This is a genomic window from Halorubrum alkaliphilum, from assembly GCF_017873815.1.
In the GTDB taxonomy this organism is placed as follows: domain Archaea; phylum Halobacteriota; class Halobacteria; order Halobacteriales; family Haloferacaceae; genus Halorubrum; species Halorubrum alkaliphilum.
Map to the genome: position 1 here is coordinate 1 of NZ_JAGGKQ010000035.1, position 23,556 is coordinate 23,556.

General features: G+C 64.9%; 16 protein-coding genes and 1 tRNA gene. 9 read left to right on the top strand and 8 right to left on the bottom strand.

What is annotated here, in order from left to right:
• Positions 1–440: 440 nt before the first annotated feature.
• Together J2751_RS14365 and coxB are read right to left on the bottom strand one after the other, a co-directional pair.
• Positions 441–2,948: a cbb3-type cytochrome c oxidase subunit I gene (locus J2751_RS14365; protein WP_209487014.1), complete on the bottom strand. Its 2,508-nt coding sequence runs from the start codon at positions 2,946–2,948 to the stop codon at positions 441–443.
• A 2-nt stretch (positions 2,949–2,950) separates the two neighbouring features.
• Positions 2,951–3,712 (bottom strand): cytochrome c oxidase subunit II, encoded by a 762-nt coding sequence (gene coxB, locus J2751_RS14370; RefSeq protein ID WP_209487015.1) that lies wholly within the window; start codon positions 3,710–3,712, stop codon positions 2,951–2,953.
• A 172-nt stretch (positions 3,713–3,884) separates the two neighbouring features.
• Between coxB and J2751_RS14375 the strand changes: the two genes are divergently transcribed.
• The 5 genes from J2751_RS14375 to J2751_RS14395 all read left to right on the top strand — a co-directional run bounded on the left by J2751_RS14375 (position 3,885) and on the right by J2751_RS14395 (position 8,859).
• A complete protein-coding gene (locus J2751_RS14375; RefSeq protein WP_209487017.1) occupies positions 3,885–4,340 on the top strand; it encodes a hypothetical protein in 456 nt (151 codons plus the stop codon).
• 126 nt (positions 4,341–4,466) lie between these two features.
• Positions 4,467–5,576 (top strand): OBG GTPase family GTP-binding protein, encoded by a 1,110-nt coding sequence (locus J2751_RS14380; protein ID WP_209487019.1) that lies wholly within the window; start codon positions 4,467–4,469, stop codon positions 5,574–5,576.
• A gap of 604 nt (positions 5,577–6,180) precedes the next feature.
• Positions 6,181–7,368, top strand: a complete 1,188-nt coding sequence (locus J2751_RS14385) for a redox-regulated ATPase YchF (RefSeq protein WP_209487043.1) — start codon at positions 6,181–6,183, stop codon at positions 7,366–7,368.
• A gap of 90 nt (positions 7,369–7,458) precedes the next feature.
• On the top strand, positions 7,459–8,289 hold the full coding sequence (locus J2751_RS14390; RefSeq protein ID WP_209487021.1) for an amidohydrolase family protein: 831 nt from the start codon (positions 7,459–7,461) through the stop codon (positions 8,287–8,289).
• A gap of 63 nt (positions 8,290–8,352) precedes the next feature.
• On the top strand, positions 8,353–8,859 hold the full coding sequence (locus tag J2751_RS14395) for a DUF371 domain-containing protein (RefSeq protein WP_209487023.1): 507 nt from the start codon (positions 8,353–8,355) through the stop codon (positions 8,857–8,859).
• A gap of 78 nt (positions 8,860–8,937) precedes the next feature.
• Here the strand turns inward: J2751_RS14395 and J2751_RS14400 are convergent, their stop codons facing one another.
• On the bottom strand, positions 8,938–10,269 hold the full coding sequence (locus tag J2751_RS14400; RefSeq protein ID WP_209487025.1) for an OFA family MFS transporter: 1,332 nt from the start codon (positions 10,267–10,269) through the stop codon (positions 8,938–8,940).
• Between the two features lie 128 nt (positions 10,270–10,397).
• On the opposite strand from J2751_RS14400, the gene J2751_RS14405 reads away from it, so the two are divergent.
• The 3 genes from J2751_RS14405 to J2751_RS14415 all read left to right on the top strand — a co-directional run bounded on the left by J2751_RS14405 (position 10,398) and on the right by J2751_RS14415 (position 12,328).
• Entirely contained in the window at positions 10,398–10,694 is a 297-nt protein-coding gene (locus tag J2751_RS14405; protein WP_209487027.1) for a hypothetical protein, read from the top strand.
• Between the two features lie 565 nt (positions 10,695–11,259).
• On the top strand, positions 11,260–11,847 hold the full coding sequence (locus J2751_RS14410; protein WP_209487029.1) for a nucleotidyltransferase domain-containing protein: 588 nt from the start codon (positions 11,260–11,262) through the stop codon (positions 11,845–11,847).
• Complete coding sequence (locus J2751_RS14415) at positions 11,840–12,328, top strand: hypothetical protein (RefSeq protein WP_209487032.1); 489 nt, start codon at positions 11,840–11,842, stop codon at positions 12,326–12,328. The genes J2751_RS14410 and J2751_RS14415 overlap by 8 nt, the downstream gene beginning before the upstream one ends.
• Before the next feature lie 384 nt (positions 12,329–12,712).
• Here J2751_RS14415 and J2751_RS14420 read toward each other — a convergent pair.
• Both J2751_RS14420 and J2751_RS14425 read right to left on the bottom strand, forming a co-directional pair.
• Positions 12,713–12,784 (bottom strand) — tRNA-Ala (locus tag J2751_RS14420).
• A gap of 90 nt (positions 12,785–12,874) precedes the next feature.
• Positions 12,875–13,417 carry a type II toxin-antitoxin system RatA family toxin gene (locus tag J2751_RS14425; RefSeq protein ID WP_209487034.1) on the bottom strand — a complete coding sequence of 181 codons (543 nt, stop codon included), beginning with the start codon at positions 13,415–13,417 and terminating at the stop codon, positions 12,875–12,877.
• Positions 13,418–13,557: 140 nt separating this feature from the next.
• On the opposite strand from J2751_RS14425, the gene J2751_RS14430 reads away from it, so the two are divergent.
• Entirely contained in the window at positions 13,558–15,615 is a 2,058-nt protein-coding gene (locus J2751_RS14430; RefSeq protein ID WP_209487036.1) for an ABC transporter ATP-binding protein, read from the top strand.
• 85 nt (positions 15,616–15,700) lie between these two features.
• On the opposite strand, the gene gltB is transcribed toward J2751_RS14430, so the two are convergent.
• The 3 genes from gltB to J2751_RS14445 all read right to left on the bottom strand — a co-directional run bounded on the left by gltB (position 15,701) and on the right by J2751_RS14445 (position 22,464).
• Positions 15,701–20,350 (bottom strand): glutamate synthase large subunit, encoded by a 4,650-nt coding sequence (gene gltB / locus J2751_RS14435; protein ID WP_209487038.1) that lies wholly within the window; start codon positions 20,348–20,350, stop codon positions 15,701–15,703.
• Positions 20,351–20,620: 270 nt separating this feature from the next.
• Complete coding sequence (locus J2751_RS14440) at positions 20,621–20,788, bottom strand: HEWD family protein (RefSeq protein ID WP_209487040.1); 168 nt, start codon at positions 20,786–20,788, stop codon at positions 20,621–20,623.
• Between the two features lie 104 nt (positions 20,789–20,892).
• A complete protein-coding gene (locus J2751_RS14445) occupies positions 20,893–22,464 on the bottom strand; it encodes a hypothetical protein (RefSeq protein ID WP_209487042.1) in 1,572 nt (523 codons plus the stop codon).
• Positions 22,465–23,556: the final 1,092 nt, after the last annotated feature.

The following is a 23,556-nucleotide window of genomic DNA, read 5'->3' on the forward strand; positions in this document are numbered from 1 at the left end:
GCCAGAAATCGGAGATTTTTGGCTAGCAGTCAGAACTCAAAGAGTTCTGACGACATCCCGAAAATCTTCGATTTTCGGACGACAGCGAGCGTACGGGGCCCGCACGGCTGGGGCTTTGGAGGTGTTCACCGCCGATCCACAACTAACCACTTATAAGTAAACGGCTGGGGCTTTGGAGGTGTTCACCGCCGATCCACAGTTATCTACTTATGAACGAACGGCTGGGACTTGGGAGACCGCCACCGTCGGTTGGTGCTCGACTGCGTATAAATCGCCGACCGAGTGTATAACCGAGCTCACCGCCGATCCACGCTCATCTATTTATAAACGAGCGGCCGCCCCCTGACTCCGCTATCCAGTTCGCCATCGACCGAGCAGTAGCCGCTATAACGTCACGCGCTCGCTTATAAGAAGACGCCGAAAAGACCGCCGCGACCGCTTTAGAACAGGTAGAACAGCGGGAAGAGGAACACCCAGACGATGTCCACGAAGTGCCAGTAGAGGCCGAAGTACTCCACCGGCCGCTCGTCCTCCATGTAGGCCCCCTGATACGCGCGATACATCAGGAAGCCGGCTATCAACAGCCCGCCGATCACGTGGACCGCGTGGAGGCCGGTCGTCACGAAGTAGACCGATGCCTGAATATCCGTGTACGGAAGCCCCTCGGCGACCGTGCTGAGGGTGACGCCGTCGACGTAGATCTTGGTCCACCACTCCCACGCCTTCACGCCGAGGAAGGTGAACCCGAGCAGCGTCGTCGCACCGAGCGTCGCTAACAGCCCCTTGCGACTCTTACGGTGGGCAGCGACCAACGCGAGGATCACCGTGAACGACGAGGTGAGCAGCACAAACGTGTTTATAAGGCCCGGCAGCGAGTCCGGTATCGGTGTCCACGTTCCCCAGCCGGCGTTGTACCGGATGAAGACGGCCGCGGAGATGAACGCCCCGAAGACGATCACGTCAGAGGCGAGGAAGAACCACATTCCCAGCTTGACCTTCTCGACGCCGTTGAACGGCCACCGCTCGGCGAACTCGCTCGGCGGCGCGTAGAAGTCCTCCAAGCCCCACTTCACGCCGGTCCAGATCAACGCGACGAGTCCAATGACGGTGAGAGCGGGATATATGGGGTTGCTGATCGCGACCGAGAGCTCCGTGATCGCGTTCCCGAAGATGAACTCGGTCGACTCGTTGAATCCGGAGAGGCCCAACAGGAGGATCCCCGTCGCCAGCGACAGCGCGAACGGCCAGATGCTGGCGTGGCTCGGGTGTTTGTCCCAGTGCGGATAGTTGCGGATGTGTTCGGAGTGACTGTCGCCGCCATCGGTGAGGGCGTCGCCGTTCTCGTCGGTCTTGACCGCCGGGCCGCCGTCCGTCACGTAGTCCTTCACGAACTCCAGTTTCCCGGAGGCGTAGGAAGGACGGTTCGGCCAGTTCTCCAGCGGCGGCGGCGAGGAGACCGCCCACTCCGCGGTCCGCGAGTAGTCCCACGGGTTGTCGCCCGCCTCCGGCCCGGAGACGTACGACTTCGCGAAGTTGTAGAACATGATGAAGAAGGAAAAGCCGAGGATGAACGCCCCGATCGTTCCGATCTGGTGCATTCCCTGGAACGCGGGGTTGTACTCGAACACCCGACGGGGAGTCTCCCACGCGAGGAACATCGAGAAGTAGACCATGTTGAAGCTGATAAAGAAGATCACGAAGTGGACCTTCCCGAGGAACTCGTCGTACATCTTCCCAGTCACCTTCGGGAACCAGTAGTACGCCCCGCCGAACAGCGCGGTCGCGCCGCCGAACATCACGTAGTGGAAGTGTGCCACCACCCAGTAGGTACCGCGGAACTCGTAGTCGAGGACGATGGCACCGAGGAAGACGCCGGTGATGCCACCGAGGATGAAGAGTAGTAGCGCGCCGAACGCAAACAGGAACGGCGTCGTGAACTGAATCCGCCCCTTAATCAGCGTGTAGATCAGTGCGAACACCAACAGATCGAAGGGGAGCGAGATCCCAATGGTGGTCGCCATCATCAGCGTCTTGATCTCCAGGTTGATCGTCGTCAGGAACATGTGGTGCATCCACACGAGGAACGACTGGACGGAGATCAGACAGATTGAGATGATCACCCATTTCCGGCCGACGAGCCGGCGTCCGGAGAAGGTCTGGAACAGCTCCAACATGACCCCGAGCGCCGGGAAGAAGACGATGTACACCTCCGGATGGCCGAAGAACCAGAAGAGGTGTCCCCACAGTAGCGAGCCGCCCTCGGTGGCGGAGAAGTAGACGCTGCCGAGCACGCGGTCGGACGCGAGGATGAGACCGACGGCGAGCAGCGCCGCGAACGCGAACAGCATCATCCAGACGGTCGCGAGGATGGACCACGTGAACATTGGCATATCCATGATCCCCATCCCCTCAGCACGGGAGTGGTGTATCGACGTGAGGAAGTTCACCGTCGACGCGGTGACGCCGATGACGAACATGAACAGCGCGAGCACCGCCCCCGTAGACCCGATACTCGGCGTGTACATCGGCACGTTCAACGGGGCATACATCGTCCACCCCGCATCGAGCGTGCCGCCTTGGAAGAAGCTGATCCCGAGGAGGATTCCCGAGAACAGGTACATCCAGTAGGAGAGCGCGTTCAGTCGGGGGAACGCGAGGTCGTCGGCCCCGATCTGGAGCGGGACGAAGTAGTTCGCAAAGGCGAATGCGAACGGCGAGAGGAACCAAAAGACCATTATGAGCCCGTGTGCGGTGACGGCCTCGTTGTACGCCAGCCCCGAGAGGACGTGACTCGCCGGGTCCCAGAGCTGGACGCGGATCAGCAGCGCGAGCACGCCGCCGAACAACAGGAAGAACAGCGCCGTGATCGCATACAGGATCCCGATGTCCTTGTGGTTCGTGGTAACGAGCCAACGCTTGACCGAAGTCGTCGGTGGAAGCTCAGCCATCGTTAGCTACCCTCCTCTTGGAAGTGTTCTTCCCATGTCTCTTGGCCCTCCTCGTCCGCTTCGGTGTCTTCGTACCACTCCTCCCACTCGTCTTGTGGGATCACCGTGATCTCACCCTTCATAATCGAGTGACCGGAGCCACAGAGCTCGAAACACTCGACGAGGAAATTCGCCTCTCCACCCTGGGCTTCGACCTCCTCGGAACTGACTGAGAACCAGTTCGTCGCGGTCTCACCCGGGATGGCATCGGATTTTATCCGTAACTCTGATGACCCGAAATTATGCCAGACGTCGCGTGACGTCACGGCGATGTCGACCCGCTGGTCGGCGGGGACGACTAGCTCGTTCGTTTCCATGTGGCCGTTCTCGTAGAAGTAGTCCCAGCCGTACTGGTACCCCTCGACGACAATCTCGATGTCGCCCTCGCCGTCGGAGTCAGGGCCTTCCTCGACATAGAGGAGCAGTCCGTATGCGTACACGACCAAGCTGATCACGACGATCGCGCTCAACCCGAACGAGAGGAAGAGCTTCTTGGCTTTCGGACCGCCCTGTCCGGTCGGCAGTTCGCCCACCACTGGGGCGTCGAAGTCCTCCTTCGGTTCGCTGCCGTCATCGCGGTACTTGTACACGTTCAACAGCGTGTATGCGACCACGATGATACCCACGAGCGTGCCCAACGCGAGGAAGACGAAGAAGATCTCGTCGAAGACCTCCGCCTGCGCGCGCCAGTCAGCTCCCCCTTGCAGGATAAGTGAATCTATCATGTTCGTCTCTCTGCTCTTGTGACCTTCTTAGCGATGGTGAAGTTAACTCTTGTGTACGGGCGCGGACGGGAGGGGAGAACCGGCACCACTCGCGGGATCGACGAGGGTCAACTGGCGGGACATACGAAGGCTATTTGTACGCGCGAGCGGACCGAGTAACAACGAGGACATCATGGTTTCGCTTACGCTCTTGAGTACGGCGCTGATGGGGCTGCTCGTCGTCGGGACGTTTCTCGCCGTCGCACGGATCGGCGGCCAGCGCGTTCCGCCGGGAGCCGACGAGCCGGTCGACAGCTACGCGGCGATGACGGGGCGGCTCGCCGAGATAGCTCGAACGCCCGCGGTCTGGTCGATCGCGTTCGTCGCCATCACGCTCGGCGTCGGCGCGCTCGTGGTACTCGCCGTCGGCGACTTCGGACTCGTTCCGGAGCTCTCGGACACGCTTCTCGGAGTCGTGTATGCGATCGTCGGACTCCTGTTGACCGCGTTCGTCTTCCTCGGAACCTACTTCGGCACCCGCGGTCGCGGGCTCGGAAACGCACACGGCGTCGCCGCCGGGTCCTTCGCCGCCGGACTGGTGTTCCTGCTGTTGATCACGATCCAGCTACTCGTCGGCGTCATCGGTTGATCGTCACGGGAAACGGGGACCGGCACACCGGGACGCGAGCGCGACGTGGGATCGTTGCGGGACGAACGGGGCGTCGTCGCCGACGAAGGAACACTTTTAACGAGTCGACCGGCCGAGGTACTACCGATGGGACTGGAAGCAGAGATCGAGGAACTCCGCGAGGAGATCGCCGAAACCCCCTACAACAAGGCCACCGAGGCACATATCGGGCGTCTAAAGGCGAAACTCGCGGAGAAGAAAGAGAAACTGGAGAACCAGTCCTCGGCCGGCGGCGGCCACGGGTACGCCGTCGAGAAGCACGGCGACGCGACGGTCGCCTTGGTCGGGTTCCCGAGCGTCGGCAAGTCAACGCTGATAAACGCCCTCACCAACGCCGACAGCGAGGTCGGTTCCTACGAGTTCACGACGCTCGACGTCAATCCGGGCATGCTGAAGTATCGTGGCGCGAACATCCAGATCCTCGACGTGCCGGGGCTGATCGAGGGGGCCGCGGGCGGGCGCGGGGGCGGAAAGGAGGTGCTCTCGGTCGTCCGGACCGCCGATCTCGTCGTGTTCATGCTCTCCGTCTTCGAGATTGAGCAGTACGACCGGCTCGCGGAGGAGCTGTACGCGACCAACATCCGGATTGATACCGAACCGCCGAACATCAACATCCGGAAGACGCACAAAGACGGGATCGGCGTGACGATGAGCGACGACGTGAGCCTCGACGAGGACACCGTCAAGCAGGTGCTCCGCGAGTACGGCTACGTCAACGCGAAGGTGACGATCCCCCACGACCTCACGATCGACGAGCTCGTCGACGCCGTGATGGACAACCGCGAGTACCTCCCGTCGATGGTTTCCGTCAACAAAGCGGATCTCATCGATAAGTCGTACCTCCCGACGGTCAAAGAAGAGCTCCGTGAGCGCGACCTCGATCCTGACGACGTGCTCTTCATTTCCGCCGAGAAGGAGCTTGGCCTCGACGGCTTAAAAGAGCGGCTCTGGGAGGAGCTGGGGCTCATCCGTATTTATATGGACAAACCGGGCAAGGGCGTCGACTACGAGGAGCCGCTGGTGTTGTTTGAGGGCGACACCGTCGGCGACGCCTGTACGAAGATCGGCGGCGAGTTCGACGAGCGATTCAAGTTCGCGCGCGTGTCGGGACCGAGCGCGAAACACGACGACCAGCAGGTCGGGAAGAGCCACGAACTCGCCGACGAGGACGTGCTCCGGATCGTCGCGCGAAAGTGAGTTTATAAGTCGTTGTTGGCCGTGGGTTGAGCGTGACTGTTCCTGACTCTCCAGTCGATCGTTTATAAGACGCTTCTGACGGCGATCTGGGGGTGAACACCGTCAACGCCCCAGCCGCTCGCTTATAAGTTGTCGGCGATAGAGCCGCGGTGAACACCGCCAAAGCCCCAGCCGCGAGGACTCGATGGGCTCGCTGCGGTCCTCGTCGCTCACTCCGTCGCCGGCGGCTCCGCCGCCGGCTGCCAGAGGGACCTTCGGTCCCTCGCTGTTCGCTCCTGCGGTCCTTGCGTCACCCGTCTTCGTCCTCGCGGCAGGGCGAGAGCGGAGCTCTCGCTTGCAACCGGCGCGTAGCGCCGGTGACTGCCCCTTTGAGTCCCACCCCGCGCCGCACAGCGACCGCACCTCACACCTCCCCAGCCTCGTCGGTGGCCCTCCGCTTCGCTACGGACCACCGACTCCCTCGCACGGGCTCCTCGCGGGCCAATGGCCCGCTCGGAGGCGTGCGCCTGTGTGTCCGTGTTCCATGGATCGACCTCCCTCACGGCTCGCACGCCTCACGGAGACCGACCGAAAGGCGCTTTTCGTCCCGCCGCGACCCTCCCCTATGATCACGGTCGCGCTGGCGGGGAAGCCGAACGCCGGCAAGTCCACCTTTTATACTGCCGCGACGATGGCCGACGTCGACGTCGCGAACTACCCGTTCACGACGATCGACGCGAACCGCGGAGTGACACACGTTCGGACGGAGTGCCCCTGTCTCGACCGCGACGAGCGCTGCGGCGGGGAGCACTGCCGCGACGGGAAACGATACGTTCCGGTCGAACTCCTCGATGTCGCCGGTCTCGTCCCGGGCGCTCACGAGGGGAAGGGGCTCGGCAACCAGTTCCTCGACGAGTTGACGAACGCGGACGTGGTGATAAACGTCGTCGACGCGTCGGGCGCGACGAACGCCGAGGGCGAGCCCGTCGAGCCCGGAAGCCACGATCCGCTCGACGACGTGGACTTCATCGAGGAGGAGATGGACCTGTGGCTCGCGGGGATCGTCGACCGCAACTGGGAGAGCGTCGAGCGGAAGTCACGCTCGCCGGAGTTCGATCTGGAGGAAACCGTCACCGATCTGTTGACCGGGTTCGGCGCGACGGAACCCGACGTGGCGAGCGTCCTTCGCGGGCTGGAGTACCCCGACGACCCGAAGGTGTGGACCGCTGACGACCGCGAGGAACTCGCACGCGCCATCCGCCGCCGAACCAAGCCGATCGTCGTCGTCGCCAACAAAGCTGACGCCGCCCCCGACGGTGCGGTCGACCGGATCCGCGAGGGGACGGACAAGCCGGTGGTGGCAGCGACAGCCGACGGCGAGCGGGCCTTACGCCGCGGCGCGGACGCGGGGATCGTCGACTACGATCCGGGCGACGACGACTTCGAGATCACGGGCGACCTCTCGGACGGCCAGCGCGAGGGGCTCGATGCGATCCGCGGCGTGATGGCTGACCACGGCGGGACGGGCGTTCAGACTGCGTTGAACGCGGCCGTCTACGACCTGCTCGACCGGGTGACCGTGTATCCGGTCCAGGACGCCTCCAAGTGGACCGACGGGACGGGGACCGTCCTTCCCGACGCGTTCCTGTTGCCGACCGGGTCGACCCCGCCGGATCTGGCGTACGCGGTCCACACCGACATCGGCGAGGGATACCTCCACGCGGTCGACGCGCGGTCCGCCCGGCGGATCGGGGAGGGACACGAACTGTCGGAGGGCGACGTGATCAAGATCGTCTCGACCGCGGGGCCGTGAACGGGGACGGACAGCAACCGACGTGACCGCCACGCGAGTTGCTCGCGGGGACCGACAGACACATGTCTGACGCGTGGGATGAACTATCGAATGCTGGGGTTGGAACACGACTTCCGGATCGTCGACACCCACGCCACGCTGGACCCCGACGAGGCCTCGGTCGCGCTCCACGGCCGGGACATCACCCCCGAGCGGCTCGAACGCGAGATGCATCAGGCGGGGATCGTCCGGGCCGTTGCGAGCCCCGGCCGACGTGCCCAAGGTCGGAGCTACCTCCGCGCGAACAACGCCGTCGCCCGGCTCTCCGTCGACCGGCCGTTCGTCGCGTTCGCCCGACTCAACGGCCCGCGCGACCCGCGTGACGGCCCCGCCGCCGCGCTCCGGAACCTCCGAGCCGAGCGCGACGACCACCACGCTCGCCCCGACGACGTCGAGCAGTACTCCTACGACGACCGGTTTCACGGGTTCAAGATCGTTCCGCCCTACGACGGCCTCCCGAACGAGGACGTTCTGACGCGGCTGGAAGCGGCCGATCTCCCGGTGATCGTCCACGGCGGGAAGCGCTTCCCGCCCGACGCGGTCGAGCGCGAGCTGTTGGGCTACGACTTTCCCGTGATCCTCGCCAGCTTCGGGGGCTATCCACTGGACTCCGACCTGATGAACCGGACGCTCGACCTCCTCGACGACCACGACCGGCTATATCTCGACACGAGCGCGGTCCGCTACCGCGAGATACTGGAGCGGGGCGTTCTGGAGCATCCGGACCGGATCGTGTTCGGCTCCGGCGCTCCGGACGTTCACCCCAACGTCGGCGTGATGGAGGTGTTGACCCTCGACGTCTCCGAGGACCTCATGCGGCGCGTGCTCGCGAAGAACCCGGCCCGACTCGTTCCCGCGCTCGCCGAGGGTGCCGACGTCTGACGTCCGGAGCGCGAACGACCGCGAAGCGGTAGGGACTTTCCGGGCGAGCGACGATCCACGCGTATGAGCGACGCTGATTCCTCGGCCGAACACGACGCTGCGACCGATCCCGAGAGCGACGTGGAAACGCTGACTGAGACCGTTCACGCGCGCGGTCACGAGAACGTTACCGCCGAGCACGCGAGTACGTTCGAGTTCACGACCGACGACTGGCTCACCCCGGCCGGCGACTGTATCCTCGCGGTCGACGCCGACCGGACGCCGCGGGACTTCGACCCCGCGTTCCGGACTGCCTGCCGGGATCCGGCAGCGACGATCATCGCGACGATCACGGTGGATCCCGGCAGTAACGACGAAACCCGCTCCGCGAGGATCGTCGGCCGCGGCGACCCCGACCTAACGCTCGTTGACGATCGGTCGATGGTCGGGCGCACGAGCGACTACACCGACGACGAGCGGACGATACTCGTGGACGCCGACGCGGCCGCCGCCGACCTCGATCGCGACCTCGTCGACGCGCTCTCGGCGGACGGCGCGTCGGTGGAACTCAGACTCGACGTCGAGCGATGACATCCTCCCCGGCGTGAACACCGGGACTCTCTCCTTGATTCAGGTAGCTTCGGTCGACGATCCGGTCGGAACGGAGCGTCAGGGCGGTCGCAGCAGGAACCCGGCGAGTCCGGCGGCGAGCGCCAGCACGCCGCCGCCGACGAACGTGGCGTCCCAGCCGATGACGCCGACGAGCCAGCCGACGACGCCGCCGCCGAAGACGCCGCCCCACATCTTCCCCGAGTAGACGAGCGAGTAGTTCGCCGAGGAGTGGCGGGCCCCGTAGTAGTCGCCGACGAGGCTCGGGAACAGCGAGAACTGCGAGCTCCAGAAGAAGACGGCGACCGCGACCGCGAGCACGTACCCGGCCCCGCTCTCGAACTCGGCGAAGACGACGATCGCGAGCGTGGCGAGCCCACAGGCCAGAAACGAGACTGCGGTGATCCGTTCACGATCGAACCGGTCCGAGAGCCCGCCGACGATCAGCCGGCCGCCCGCCGACCCGACCGGCAGCAGCGTCGCCGCGATCGTCGCGGTCCGCGCCGTCAAACCGGCGTCCTCCGCGTACAACACCGTCCGCGCGGTGATCATCAGTCCGGCCGCGCTGACCGCGAAGAACATGAAGTACATGACCCAGAACTGCCACGTGCGGAGCATCTCGCGCCACGTGTACTGGCGGGTTCCGGCGTGGTCCACGTCGACTCCGTCCCTCTCAGCGTCGCTTTCGGTGTCGCTGCCGGCATCAGCATCGCTGTCGCTGTCGGTGTTGCTGTCGGCGTCAACGTCGCTGTCGCCGTCGACGTCACCGTCCGGATGGTTCCAGCCGTGTGGCGGGTCCGCGAGAACCAACGCACCGACGATGACTCCGACCCCGATCAGCGCGCCGGACGTCCAGAGTCCGGTCGCAAGCGCGTCCCCGGCGACCATGTAGCGGATGAACGGAACGAACGCCGCGCTGCCGGCCGCGAAGGCCATCGTTCCGATCCCGGTCGTGAGACCGCGCCTGTCGGGAAACCACTTCACGGCGGTGTTGACCGCGACCGTATACACCATCCCCACCCCGACCGCGCCGACCGTGTAAACGACGTAGACGTGCCACAGCTCCGTCACGAACGCCAGCGCCACGTACCCCCCACCAGCCAGCACGCCCGCGACGAGAGTCACCGCCCGCGGGCCGTACCGGTCGCGCCACCAGCCGGCCGGGAACTGGATCAGCGCCATCGCCACGACGTACGCCGTGAACACGAACCCCAGCGCCGACAGGGAGGCATCCAGGTCGGCCGCGAGCGGCCCCTCCAGCGACGACCACACGTACTGATACGGGCTCACGAGCGCCATCATCACGGCGGCGGCCGTGATCTGCCACCAGCGCGAGTAGCCGAGTTCGCGTTTCGCCGCCGTGCCGAGGTCAGCGTCGTGAGCGTCGCTCATTCGTCGGTTGGAGGAAGTCACACACGGAGGCATACAACCGCTTCGCATCCGGACGATAACGGATCTCGTCGTCATCGGCCGTCGACGGTCGCACGGAACGCTTTTGACCGTGTCGACCAAGTATCCGTATGGTTCTCGTGGAGTCGCCGGCAATCGCAATCGGTGGCGTGGGTGCGACGCTCGTCGCCTTCGTGGTGATCCGCTGGGATGCGACCCGAGTCGACGTCGCTCGTCCCACGCTGTGGGCGGCGATCGCCGCGATCCCGGTGTCCATCGGGTTCTCAATGTACCTGTTCGCGTCCGTCCCGATGACCGGTATCCTCGTGACCGCCAACACCGGCCTCGTGCTCTACGGGTTCGAGCGCGAGGTGACCACCGGCGAGGAGGAGTCGCTCGAACCGGGGTCGCTTCCGAACCGAAAGTAGCGGTCGGCCAGCGCATACGCTCTGTTCGCCGTTGTCACTAGCGTTCAAAAGTGGACTCGCGGGGGTCCCGTGAGCGAAGCGAACGGGACCACGCGAGAGAACGGGACGACCGAAGGGAGTGAAGGAGTGGACTCGCGGGGGATTTGAACCAGCACCAGACGTGCTCGCTCGCTCCGCTCGCTGCGCGCGACTGGTAGGGTTCAAATCACTGCTCGACCATTCTCGCTCTCTCGTAGAACTCGGTCGCTCCGAGTCAACGAGGCTCATAATTCAGTGCTATTTTTAGAGTCTATACTGGCCGGTTCAGGGTTCTCTCACGAAGTATGTGAACCGCGATGAGACATCTTCATCTCCGAATCAGGGTGAAACCGCCCCGGGGTCAAGGCCCGAGGGACTCGCCTTGCTCATCTACAGAGACAGTCTAGCACTCAGTCGTTGAACAAGTTTCACCGCTAGAGTTTTCAAACAGTTTCCTAATAGGAATTGTATGCCTAATAGGAATGAGTCGGTGTCGATAGCACTGCAGTATCCGTTTCCGGAGGATCGAGTATTCCGATACCAAGCGATGCAGGATGTTCTCGACGTTCTCATCGACCAACCGTACGCGACGTACTCGATGAGCGAGCTCGCGAACCTCACGGGAGCAAATCAAGGAACGATCTCAAAGGCGGTCAGGCTGCTTTCCGATCTCGATGTCATCGAGACTACACAGGACGGGCGAACCCAGCAGGTCCGGATCAACCGAGAGCGGCTCACAAAACCGGATCCGATTCTCTCGATCCCACAGGACGAGTTTCACCAACCAGTCCGGGCATTTCTACAACAACTCCAAAACGAGTTGGACGAGTTAGTCGGGGTCGTCCTATTCGGAAGCGTCGCTCGGGGAGAAGCAGATAGGACCAGCGACATTGATCTCTTGGTGATCATCGACGAAGAGAGGACGGCAGCTCGTCGGACCGTTCAGTCAGTCGTTAGTGATCTCGAAGATCAACGGTTCGAGGGGAACCGATACACATTCCAGCCGCTCGTCGAATCGCCTGACAGCGTCCAACGAATAGGCGGCCAACTCCGGCCCCAGTTCGACGACGGGATTACGCTGGTCGGCTCCGATCAACTGTCCGAACTCCGCACCGAGGTGTACGCCGATGAATGAGAATATTCGAGACCAATTGGTGGACGCCGAGCGGACCTTCGAGGGCAGCCCCGGAACGATCGAGGAGGGATTAGGCGTCGACGACGCGGAGCTGGTCCAACTTCGCCGTGCCTGCCGGCTGTTGGAGGTCGGCTCGAACCTCCTCGACCAAGGATACTACACGGTCGTAATCGAGTCGGCGTTCGTCGCCATCGAGCGCACTATCCAGTTCCGGTTGATCCACGATGGAGCCATGTCCGCCGCGGAGATCATCAGCAGCCACCGACGGCTCTACCAACGTGGTGCTGAGATCGGTCTCTACGACGACGCATTTGGGGAGGACCTTGCCGAGCTGTGGAACCGGAACCGAACGAAGACCTATTACAGGCTTGGAATCGCGACGAAGGAACAAGCCGAGGCGATGTACCGGCTCGCCGCGGACATCCACCGGCACCTCGTCGATATGACCCGGGTGTCACACGAGTGTCTCTGTCGGGGGTGATTGGGACACCATGGGTAGATAGAGTCGCTACTGGGAGACCGGGGGAGCCAGCGGAGAGGATAGAAGATCGACGGTGAAAAGATCTCCGGTGGAGAGAAAAGTCGATCTATCAATAGAACCCGATTCTCGCTCCGTCGGAACGCCGAAATTCGGAGTTAGGGATATGGTACACCCGTTGGAGACTTGGGAGGTAGATCCCCCGGCTTATCGGAATGACCACCTCCGCTCACTATATAAATCGCTAGCAGGCGGCGACCCGCCTAAGCGATTCTTATGAACTCGGTTTTTCGAGGGAGACGTTTCTAGCCCAAAAGTTGCGAATCCGGCTGTTAGAAGAGTCCTACCTTGCGGTGAAGAACCCTGGTCACAGCCGCAAAACGGTAGTGGACTCGCGGGGATTTGAACCCCGGGCCTTCCCCGTGCCAGGGGGATGATCTACCACTGATCTACGAGCCCTCGTACGCAACCGTTTCTTCCGGGCTGGATATCTTAAGGGCTTCGACTCGGCGAGCAGGGGTCGGGTCAGATCCGATCGGAGTCGACGTATCAGATCCGATCGGAGTCGACGTACACGTCGAGGTCGACGTTCCGATTCGACCCCTCCAAGTCCCTGACCGCGCGCTCGACGACCCGCTCGGCCTCGGACCTGATGAGGGGGATCGCCTTCTTCAGCACCCAGTCGAAGGAGACGAGTCGCGGGAGATCGAGCGCGTCCGGGCTCGCGGATCCGGGGTCGAACTCGACTTCGAGCGCGACCTCACAGGAGGGTGAACCGGCCGCGTCGGAGTCGTCGTCCCCAGCGTCGAGCGGCGTCACTCGCCAGCAGCCGTTGGCGTCGATGTCCTTGGTGATCCGCCAGTCGATTCGGTCGGGTGGCTGAACGCCGGTCACTCTGGAGTGGGCGGTGTAGGTGAGTTTCCACCACGCGAACGTGAGCGCGTAGCGCGTGTCGGGGCCGCCGTCGCCCTGTAGCGTTCGGACCTCGCGGAGGTACTCGGAGTAGCGCGCGTACTGGGGGAAGTCGAGCAGGAACTCGTACACGACCTCCGGGTCGGCGTGTACCTCCGTCGAAACGACGAGTTCGTCCACACCGAACCCAGTCCCCGGCGGCTATTAAGCGGTCCGGGAGGGGTATCGATCGACATCGTCGTGACCGGTTCGCGGTCGCGACCCGGACAGGCCGGCCGGAGCCAACGGATACATGACGCCCGGAGTCGTCGGATCGTCGCATGGCCGCGGACGAGCGGAACGCGTTCGAGGTATATCGTGATCGGGTAGAGCGACCGCTGGTCAGACTGTTTCGCGAGTACGGGGCCGCGGAGGCCCACTGGCTCGTCATCGGGATGGCCGCCAACGTGATCGCCCGCGTCGCGGGGCTGATCCCGCCGGTGGTCCTCGGCGTCGCTATCGACGCCGTGTTCACCGGCGACGGTCCGTACACCCTCCCGATCGTTCCCGACGCGTGGTTGCCGACCGCGGACGCCGCGCAGTTCCAGCTCTCCGTAATCCTCATCGTCGGCGCGTTCGTCGTCACCGGCGTCTTTACGTTTATATACGGCATCGCCGCGAACAACTTCGCACACCGGGTGATGCACGCGGTCCGGACCGACTCCTTCGACCGGATGCAGCGGCTCGACATGACCTTCTTCGACGACAAACAGACCGGCGAGGTGATGTCCGTGCTAAACAATGATGCCTCCAATCTGGAGGTGTTCCTGGACAACGCCCTCCAGAACTCCGCGCGGCTCGGCGTGATGGTCGTCGGTATCGCCGGCGTCCTCTTTTATTACAACTACGAGCTTGCCATCGTCACGCTCTCGGCCATTCCGCTCATGGTCCTCTTCACGCTCTGGTTCATGCGCGCGGTCGAGCCGAGATACGTCGAACAGCGGGCGATCGTCGGCGACCTCAACACCGCCCTCGAGAACGCGCTCTCGGGCGTCGAACTCGTGAAGACCTCGAACACCGAGGCCCACGAGAGCGACCGCGTCGAGGCCGCCTCCAAGTCCTACTTCGAGCGCACGATGGACATCCTCCGGCTCAACTACGTCTACCGGCCGGGGATGGAGCTGCTGGCGGGGCTCGCGTTCGCGGCGACGTTCCTCGTCGGCGGATTCTGGCTCACGCAGGGCCCGCCGGGACCGTTCACCACGGAGCTGACCGTTGGGACGTTCGTCACGTTCGTCCTCCTGACCCAGCAGTTCGTCGCGCCCCTCGCTGAGGTGTCGAACATCGTCGACCAGTACGAGAACGCGAAGGCCTCCTCCGAGCGCGTGTTCGGGCTGCGGGACATCCCGATCCGGATCACGGACCGCGAGGACGCGGTCGAACTCGGGGGCGGCGACGGCGACCGAGCGGGCGGACGGAACGAGGGGGTCGACGGCGAGGTCGTCTACGACGGCGTCTCCTTCGCGTACGCGGAGAACGCCCTCGTCGACCCCGCGGACGCAGAAGAGGAGGTGATCCGGAACGTGTCCTTCCGGGCAAATCCGGGCGACACGGTCGCGCTCGTCGGCCCGACCGGCGCGGGCAAGTCCACCCTGCTCAAACTGCTCTCCCGCCTGTACGACGTCACCGACGGCGCGATCCGCGTCGACGGCCACGACGTGCGGGACGTGACCGTCGCGAGCCTCCGGTCGTCGATCGGCTACGTCTCACAGGACACCACGCTGTTCGACGGCACCATCGCCGAAAACATCCGGTACGGCCGGTTCACGGGCGCGTGGACGGACAGAACTCCGGAAGCGAGCGCGGACGCGAGCGTCGACCGCGACGCGGTTCGTGATCGGGTGCGCGAGGCCGCAAAGGCCGCGGAGGCCCACGAGTTCATCGACTCGCTCCCGAACGGCTACGACACACGGATCGGCGAGCGCGGCGTGAAGCTCTCGGGCGGCCAGCGCCAGCGCGTCGCCATCGCACGAGTCGTGTTACAGGATCCCGCGATCCTGATTCTCGATGAGGCGACGAGCGCGGTCGACACCGAGACGGAGATGCTGATCCAGCGCTCGCTCGACCGACTGGCGGCCGACCGCACCACGTTCGTCATCGCCCACCGACTGTCGACCGTCACCGACGCGGACACGACGCTCGTGTTGGAGGACGGCGAGGTCGTCGAGCGGGGTACCCACGACGAACTCATCGAGGCCGACGGGCTCTACGCGAAGCTGTGGGGCGTTCAGGCGGGCGAGATCGACGAACTGCCCGAGGAGTTCATCGAGGAGGCCCGCGAGCGACACGTCCAGCGAGGGGTCGAGCGGGTCGTCGAGAGCGAGACGCTGGAGGATTGAGTCGGAGACAGGAACACCGAATTCGTCGACGAAACGTCGTCAGTGTATCGATGAGAAGTGGCGGTGTACCGACGGAGAGGAGCCGTCAGTCGTCGCTGGAGACCTGCCCGGCCGCGTCGCCGGCGTCCTCCGGAGTTGCCTCGGCGGGGGTGGGCGGCTTCTCGCGCACGTCGGCACCCTTCCCCTCCGCGATGACATCGGCGTAGGCGTCGGGGAAGACGCGGACGAAGTCGTCGAGCGCGGCGGCCCAGTCGTCGAGCAGCTCCGCGGCACGCTCGCTTTCGGTGTAGGCATGATGGTTCTCGACGAGCCGGCGAAGCATCCGTTCGTCGGACTCCTCCAGCGTCTCCGAGAGCGACACCATCCCACGGTTGACGCGCTCCTCGAAGCGGTCGTCGGGGTCGTAGACGTACGCGATACCGCCCGACATCCCGGCCGCGAAGTTACGGCCCGTGTCGCCGAGCACGGCGACGACGCCGCCGGTCATGTACTCACAGCCGTGGTCGCCGACGCCCTCGACGACCGCCCGGACGCCCGAGTTGCGGACGCCAAACCGCTCGCCGGCGACGCCGTTGACGTACGCCTCACCGGCGGTCGCGCCGTACAAACAGACGTTGCCGGCGACGACGTTCTCGATCGGGTCGTAGCCCGCGTCGGCGGGCGTGTCGATCACGATCCGACCGCCGGAGAGCCCCTTGCCGACGTAGTCGTTGGCGGCCCCCGAGAGTTCGAGCGTGACCCCCTGCGCGAGGAACGCCCCGAAGCTCTGGCCGGCGTGGCCGTCGAACCGGCAGGAGACGGTGTCATCGGGGAGGCCCTCGCCGCCGTGTGCGGAGACGATGCGGTTCGAGAGCGTCGCGCCGACCGCGCGGTCGACGTTGCGGATCTCGCGGGTGAGCGCGACCGGCGCGCCGTCCTCGATGGCAGGGCTCGCCTCCTCGATGAGGTCCCAGTCGAGCAGTTCCTCGATGCCGGCGTGTGTCTGCGCGCGAGTCTTCGTGCGGGCGTCGCCCGCGGGGTCCGCGATCACCGCCGACAGGTCGAGGTGTTTCGCCTTCTCGTGGTCGGTGTCGCGCTGTGTGAGCAGGTCGGGGCGGCCGATGAACTCCTCGACGTCCGTGAAGCCGAGTTCGGCCATGATCTCGCGCAGCTCCTGGGCGATGAACGTCATGTAGTTGATGACGTGGTCCGGCTGGCCGGGGAACCGGTTCCGGAGGTCCTCGCGCTGGGTCGCGACGCCCACCGGACAGGTGTTCTCGTGACACTGCCGGGCCATCACGCACCCCGAGGTGACGAGCGAGGCGGTGCCGAACACGTACTCCTCCGCGCCGAGCGCGGCGGCGACCGCCACGTCGCGGCCCGTCTTGAGCCCGCCGTCGGCGGTCACCCTGATCCGGTCGCGCAGGCCGGTCGCTCGGAGCATCTGGTTCGCCTCGGCGAGGCCCAGCTCCCAGGGCAGCCCCGCGTTCTTGATCGACGTCTTCGGGGACGCCCCGGTGCCGCCGGAGTGACCCGAGACGTGAACGACGTCCGCGTTCGCCTTCGCGACGCCGGCCGCGATGGTGCCGATACCCGCCTCCGAGACGAGTTTCACGTTGACGTCGGCGTCCGGACTGGCCGCTTTCAGGTCGAAGATGAGCTGTTTGAGGTCCTCGATCGAGTAGATGTCGTGTTGCGGGGGCGGCGAGATGAGCCCGACGCCCGGCGTGGAACACCGGACGTGGGCGATCATCTCGTTGACCTTCTCGCCGGGGAGGTGCCCGCCCTCGCCCGGCTTCGACCCCTGTGCCATCTTGATCTGCAGCTCCTCGGCGTTCGCGAGGTAGTCCGCGGTGACGCCGAACCGGCCGGAGGCGACCTGTTTGACCGAACACTCCTTTTCGGTGTCGAACCGTTCGGGCGGCTCACCGCCCTCCCCCGTGTTCGACTTCGCGCCCAGCCGGTTCATCGCGATGGCGTTGTTCTCGTGCGCCTCCGGCGAGAGGCTCCCGAGGCTCATCGCGGCCGTCGAGAAGCGCTCGACGATCGACTCAACCTCCTCAACCTCCTCGACCGGAACGGGGTCGCGGTCGGACTCGAACTCGAGGAGCCCGCGAAGCGTCTGCAGCTCCTCGGTCTGGTCGTTGACGAGGTCGGCGAACTCGCCGTACTTCTCGTAGTCGCCGCCACGGACCGCCTGCTGGAGCGTGCCGACGGTCTGTGGGTTCCAGCCGTGTTTCAGTCCCGACGAGCGGTTCTCGTACTCGCCGGTCGTCTCCAACTCGGGGTCCGCGCCGAACGCCATCGCGTGGCGGGTCCGGAGGTCGTCCTCGATCTGTTCTATCCCGATCCCCTCCGTACGGATCTCCGTGCCCTCGAAGAACTCGGCGACGAGCCCGGAGTCGAGTCCGACCGCCTCGAAGATCTGTGCGCCCTGATACGACTCCATCGTCGAGATGCCCATCTTCGCCATCGTCTTCAGGAGACCGTCCTCCAGCGCGTGCCGGTAGGCCGCGAGCGCCTCCGCCTCGTCGGCCCCATCCGGCCCGGCGACGACGTCTGCGATGGACGCGTACGCGAGATACGGGTTGACCCCGTCCGCGCCGTAGCCGACGAGCGTCGCGAGGTGATGGACCTCGTGGGGTTCGCCGGACTCGACGACGATCCCCGCGCGGTTGCGGAGGCCGTCACGGACGAGGTGGTGGTGGACCGCGCCGGTCGCGAGCAGGCTCGGGATCGCGAGCCGATCCGGGCCGACTGCCCGGTCCGAGAGCACGACCACGTCCGCACCGGCGTCGATCGCCGACGCGGCGTCGTCGCGAACGCGGTTCACGGCGTCGGTGAGGGAGGTCCCGTTGCCGTAGGTGATGTCGACGGTGACGGCGTCGAACGCGTCCGGCCGGTCCGCCGACTCGTCGCCGAGCGACTTCAGCGCGGCCGTCTCCGCGTCGGACAACACGGGCGAGTCGGCGACGATCTGGCGGGCGTGCTCGGGCGTCTCCGCCAGCAGGTTGCGCTGGTTGCCGATCCGGGTCTCTAAGGAGGTGACGAGCTCCTCGCGGATGTAGTCTATCGGCGGGTTCGACACCTGTGCGAACAGCTGTTTGAAGTAGGTGAACAGCGGGCGGTCGATATCGGTCAACACCGACAGCGGCGTGTCGTCGCCCATCGACCCGACCGGGTCCTTCCCGGACTCCGCCATCGGCTCGACGAGGTGGTTCAGCGAGTCGGTGGTGTAGCCGAACGCGGCCTGATGGGCGCGGACGGTTCGGTCCCCGGTCGTGTCGATCCCGGCGGCGGTTCCGCCCTCGACTCCGGCAGAGTCGCCTCCGTCGACGACCGCGTCGAGGTCGACCTGCTCGCGGTCGACCCACTCGCCGTACTTCTCGTCGGTGAGCTCCGCGAACACCTCGTCGTCGGGGATGATGCGTCCCTCCTCGGGGTCGGCGACGAAGATCTCGCCCGGCTGGAGGCGACCGCGGCGCGTCACGTCGGCGGCGTCGGTCGGGAGCGCGCCGACCTCGCTGCCGACGACGAGCCGGTTCTCGGTCGTCACCTCGTAGCGGCACGGGCGAAGCCCGTTACGGTCGAGGACGCCGGCAACCTGATCGCCGTCGAAGCCGATCACCAGGGCGGGACCGTCCCACGGCTCGACGAGCGACGCGTGGTAGTCGTAGAAGTCAGCGCGGGCGTCGTCCATCAGATCACCGTCACGGAAGGCCTCGGGGACGAGCATCCGCAGGACGTGTGGGAGGTCACGGCCCGTCTGGAGGAGGAGTTCGGTCGCGTTGTCGACGCTCGCGGTGTCCGACTGGTTCGGGTCGTCGATCACCGGCGTGATCGTCTCGAGCTCCGCGCCGAAAGCGGGGTGTTCGAGATCGGTCTCGCGGGCGCGCATCCAGTTGACGTTCCCGCGGATCGTGTTGAACTCGCCGTTGTGGACGACGTTGCGGTACGGGTGCGCGAGGTGCCACGCGCCGAGCGTGTTCGTCGAGAAGCGCGCGTGAACCAGGGCGACGTGGCTCGCGAATCGCTCATCGGACAGGTCGGGGTAGTAGCCGGAGAGCTGCGAACCCTTCAGCAGGCCCTTATATACGACGCGCTGGCGGTCGAGCGAGCAGACGTAGAACCGGCCCGCTCCGTCGATGTCGGCGACGGCGGTCTCGATCTCGCGGCGGGCGGCGTACAGCGCGCGGTCGAAGCCGAGCAGCGCGGGGTCGTCGTTGGGGTCGTCCTCCGGATCGGTGAACCGCTCGGCGAGACCCGCACCCTCGACGGGCGCGACGAACAGTTGGGCGACGTGTGGTTCGGAGTCGAGCGCGGTCGTACCCAGATCCGCGTTGTCCGTCGGAACGTCCCGCCACGTCAGCACTTCCAGTCCGTACACGGAGAACACCTCCGCGATGACATCGTGGATCTCGGCCTGAACGCTCGGTTCGTTCGGCATGAACAGCGAGCCGACCGCGTACTCCTCGGGGAGATCGGCGTCGACGACCTCACGGAAGAACTCGTCGGGGCGCGCGACCATGATGCCGGCTCCGTCGCCGGTGTTCTCCTCCGCGCCGGTGGTGCCGCGGTGTTCGAGGTTCTCCAGCAGCCGTACCGCGTCGGTCACCGTCTCGTGTGTGGGCTCGCCGTCGAGGTCGACGACGCCGCCGATGCCGCAGTTCGATCGATCGTCGCTCGGATCCGCAAGGCCCCCGCTCCCCGCGTGGGCCGCCCCCGGCTCGGGGCTGGTACTATGTGGCTTGGTCATACCACCCATCACGGATGATCACTTAAAGGTATAACCCTGATACGGGTAGGATCCCTCGTACACACATTAGGGAATATAAGGTAATTATTCATAACGGGTTGATATCTGTTGCCATGATATACGATCAGGAAGATACGGCCACAACATCGACAGTCCGTGTGATCATATCCACAGATACTGCCGATACTCGTCGGTAGTTTCCGATCCGATAAACGTTCGTCCACCTCGGGGTGCGTCGGGTCGCGGCCGACGCCGCGGTCGCCGCTCCGGTCAGTCCTCGAAGGGCGCGTAGCTGCCGTTGATGTCCCAGTCGTGGATACAGTAGACATCGCCGGTCTCCTCGTCGATGCGCCAGCTCTCGACGTCGGCGTCCCACCGTTCGACGCGACCACACAGCTCACAGGTCCGTTCGGTCGGCGGGGTGATCGTGACACTCATGCTCGCTTCCAGGCGGCGAGCGAGCAAAAGGATACCGCACCCCGTTGGAGTTCGCGGGAGTCCCCCCGACCGGGCCCGCGTGAGGGGGTCTCGCCCGCGGGGGCTCAGTCCCGGCCGCGCCGGAGGGCGAACCCGATAGCGAGCGCGCCGGCGAGGAAGGCGACGCCGATGGCGCGGGCGACGGCGGTCGGCAGGTCCTCGACGGTCGAGCCGAGCGGCGCGTCCTCGATCGTGGGTGGGGCCTCGGACGCCGCCTCGATCCCCGGATTCCCGCGGTCCGACCCGGACTCCCCCGCGGCCCAGAGCGGGTCAGTCCCCCCGTCGGGGGCGCGCGGCGTCGCGGCGTCCTCGATGTCGCCCCTCGCGTCTCCGACGTCCGGTCCGGAGTCCGAGGTCCGGTCCGCTGCGGCCGGTCCGTCTCCGTCGGAGCCGCCCCCCGCTCGATCGTCGCTCGGAGCCGAACCACCGGTCCCGTCGGAGTCGCCGGAGTCATCCGAGCCACCCGAACTCCCGGAGCCAGCCGAGCCGCCGGAGCCACCCGAGCCACCGGAGCCACCCGAGCCACCGGAGCCACCCGAACTCCCGGAGCCACCCGAGCCGCCGGAGTCGTCGGCCTCGGCGTCCGGGTCGTCGTCGGGAGCGGTCCCCCGATCGTCGCTTCCGGCTCCGGCCGGGTCCCCGGCGGTGGAACCGCCTCCATCCGGTTCGGCAGGTTCGTCCGACTCATCGGCATCGTCCGACCCGGTGGCGGCATCGGCATCGGCGTCCGTGTCGGTCGAGCCGTCCGCGTCGGTCGCCTCCTCGGCGTCGGCCGGCGGAACGTACGTCAGTGGAGTCTCGACCGTGTGGCCGGCGTCCGCGTCCGGGTCGGACGCCGCGGCCGTGCGGAGCCGGTCGTCGGTCACGTCGAACGCGGCGACGAGGTCGGTTCCGTCGGCGTCGTCGGTCTCGCCCGCCCCGTCTGCGCGCAGGGTCTCGGTCGCGTTCGCGACGAGGAAGAGGCCGCCGCCGCCCGCGATCGGGGTGGTTCCGTCGGCGGTGGCTCGGATCGTGGCGTCGGCGTCCGTATCGGCGTCGGCGTCCGTGTCGCCGTCGGCGTCCGTGTCGCTGTCGGCGTTCGTGTCGGGGTGTTCGGTCACCGCGAACGCGAGGCCGTCGAGGGCGTCGAGGGCCGCGCCGGTCTCGGGGGCGGGGTCGGCGGTCGCGAGGAAGCCGTCGAGTCCGGTCGCGTTGACCGCGTACACTACCGTATCGTTCGCGTCGACCGCCTCCGTCGCGGAGAGGGTCTCCGTCGCGATCGCGTCGGTCACGTCGCCGGGCGTGGCGAAGGCCTCGGGGGGTGAGTCCGGGGTGGTGTAGACGGTCAGGCGGTCCGTCGAGCGGGGAGACAGCGTCGTCGTCGCGGTCGCGGTGGGGCCGTCCGGAGCCGCGCGGGCCGTGAGCGTGTAGTTCCCGGCGGAGAGGGGTCCGGCGCGGTCGGTCGTCGTCACCGAGTCGATCGAGCCCGGTCCGTCGAGCGTCAGGAGGGACTCCTCGTGGTCCGGATCGCCCGCGTGATAGGTGTTGAGAGCGACCCCGACCGACTCCGCGCGGGGCGTCGAAAGCGTGGCAGTCACCGCGTCGGCCCCGTTCGGACCGGTGAGGGTGAGGTGTGTGGTGTTAGTATCGGCTTCCATTTCAAATTCAATCTTATCGCCTATATAAGTGGAGTCCGTGATACTGGTTAACTCACTATACTGATCGTCAGAGCTGACGACTGTGAACGTGGAGTTCTCGTCAAAACCGCCACCAGAGACGAAATATTGCCCGGTCTCAAGATCTGTGGTATCGAGAATTAGGGGGTTAGGGTCGGAATCGGCGGACTCAACGTATGTGAGTACCTCGCTGCCAGCCTCCGTTTCCTTATAAATCCGAACTTCCTGAGGCTCGCTACCAGAGTACTCAAAGGCGGTGTTCTCTCCAGCATAGATGACCTCGTCAGAGTAATCCGCACTAGTCTCAAATACTTGATCTACCGATTCAAAAGCGATGTCCGACCTGTTTATACTGACTGTTCCGATATCAGCGACTCCGCTCTGAGCGAATCCCTGAATGGCATCCGAGTTCGGTAACGGAGGAACGGATCCAATGGGAACCTGATCTCCAGTTTCGTACTCAGTATCAACGACTCGCATAACTGCTGCGTACCGGTTGTTCCGTGAGAAACGAACCGTTTCATGGTACTGATCTTTTAATTCTACTTGGATGTTCGACTCTTTGCCGGATAAGACGGATGAACTGCCGAGAAATAGATCCGTATGAACGATTTCATTGCTATCGATCGGGTGTAGTGTGAGTATATGAGGGATGTCACCCTGCTTGGGGAGATCAGCTTCTGAGACCGTGATCGAATCGTTAACAGGAGAATCGTATTCCAAGTCCCCAACTTCGACTATCCCGCGAAGGGAGGGGTTTGTCTCGCGAGCAATATCGGATTCCGATGTCCCTGCTGAAAGTGTCTCATCGATCATATAGTCCTCATCACTTAGTCGAGAATCCGGAACGAGACGAACTGTGTGGGGTCCCGGGAATCCGTCCAAGTCACCAAGCAGTACCGTAATCTCGTTATCACCGTCAGCCATCGCGTCTGAGACGGATTCGAAACCTGCGATCTGGGTTCCTTCTTCCTCATAAGGTACGTGTTTACCCCGAGGTCTCGACAGCCGGCACAGCGTGAGCCCGTGAGATAATCTCATTGTTGCTGACGACTCGACGAAGCTCTTCGTATG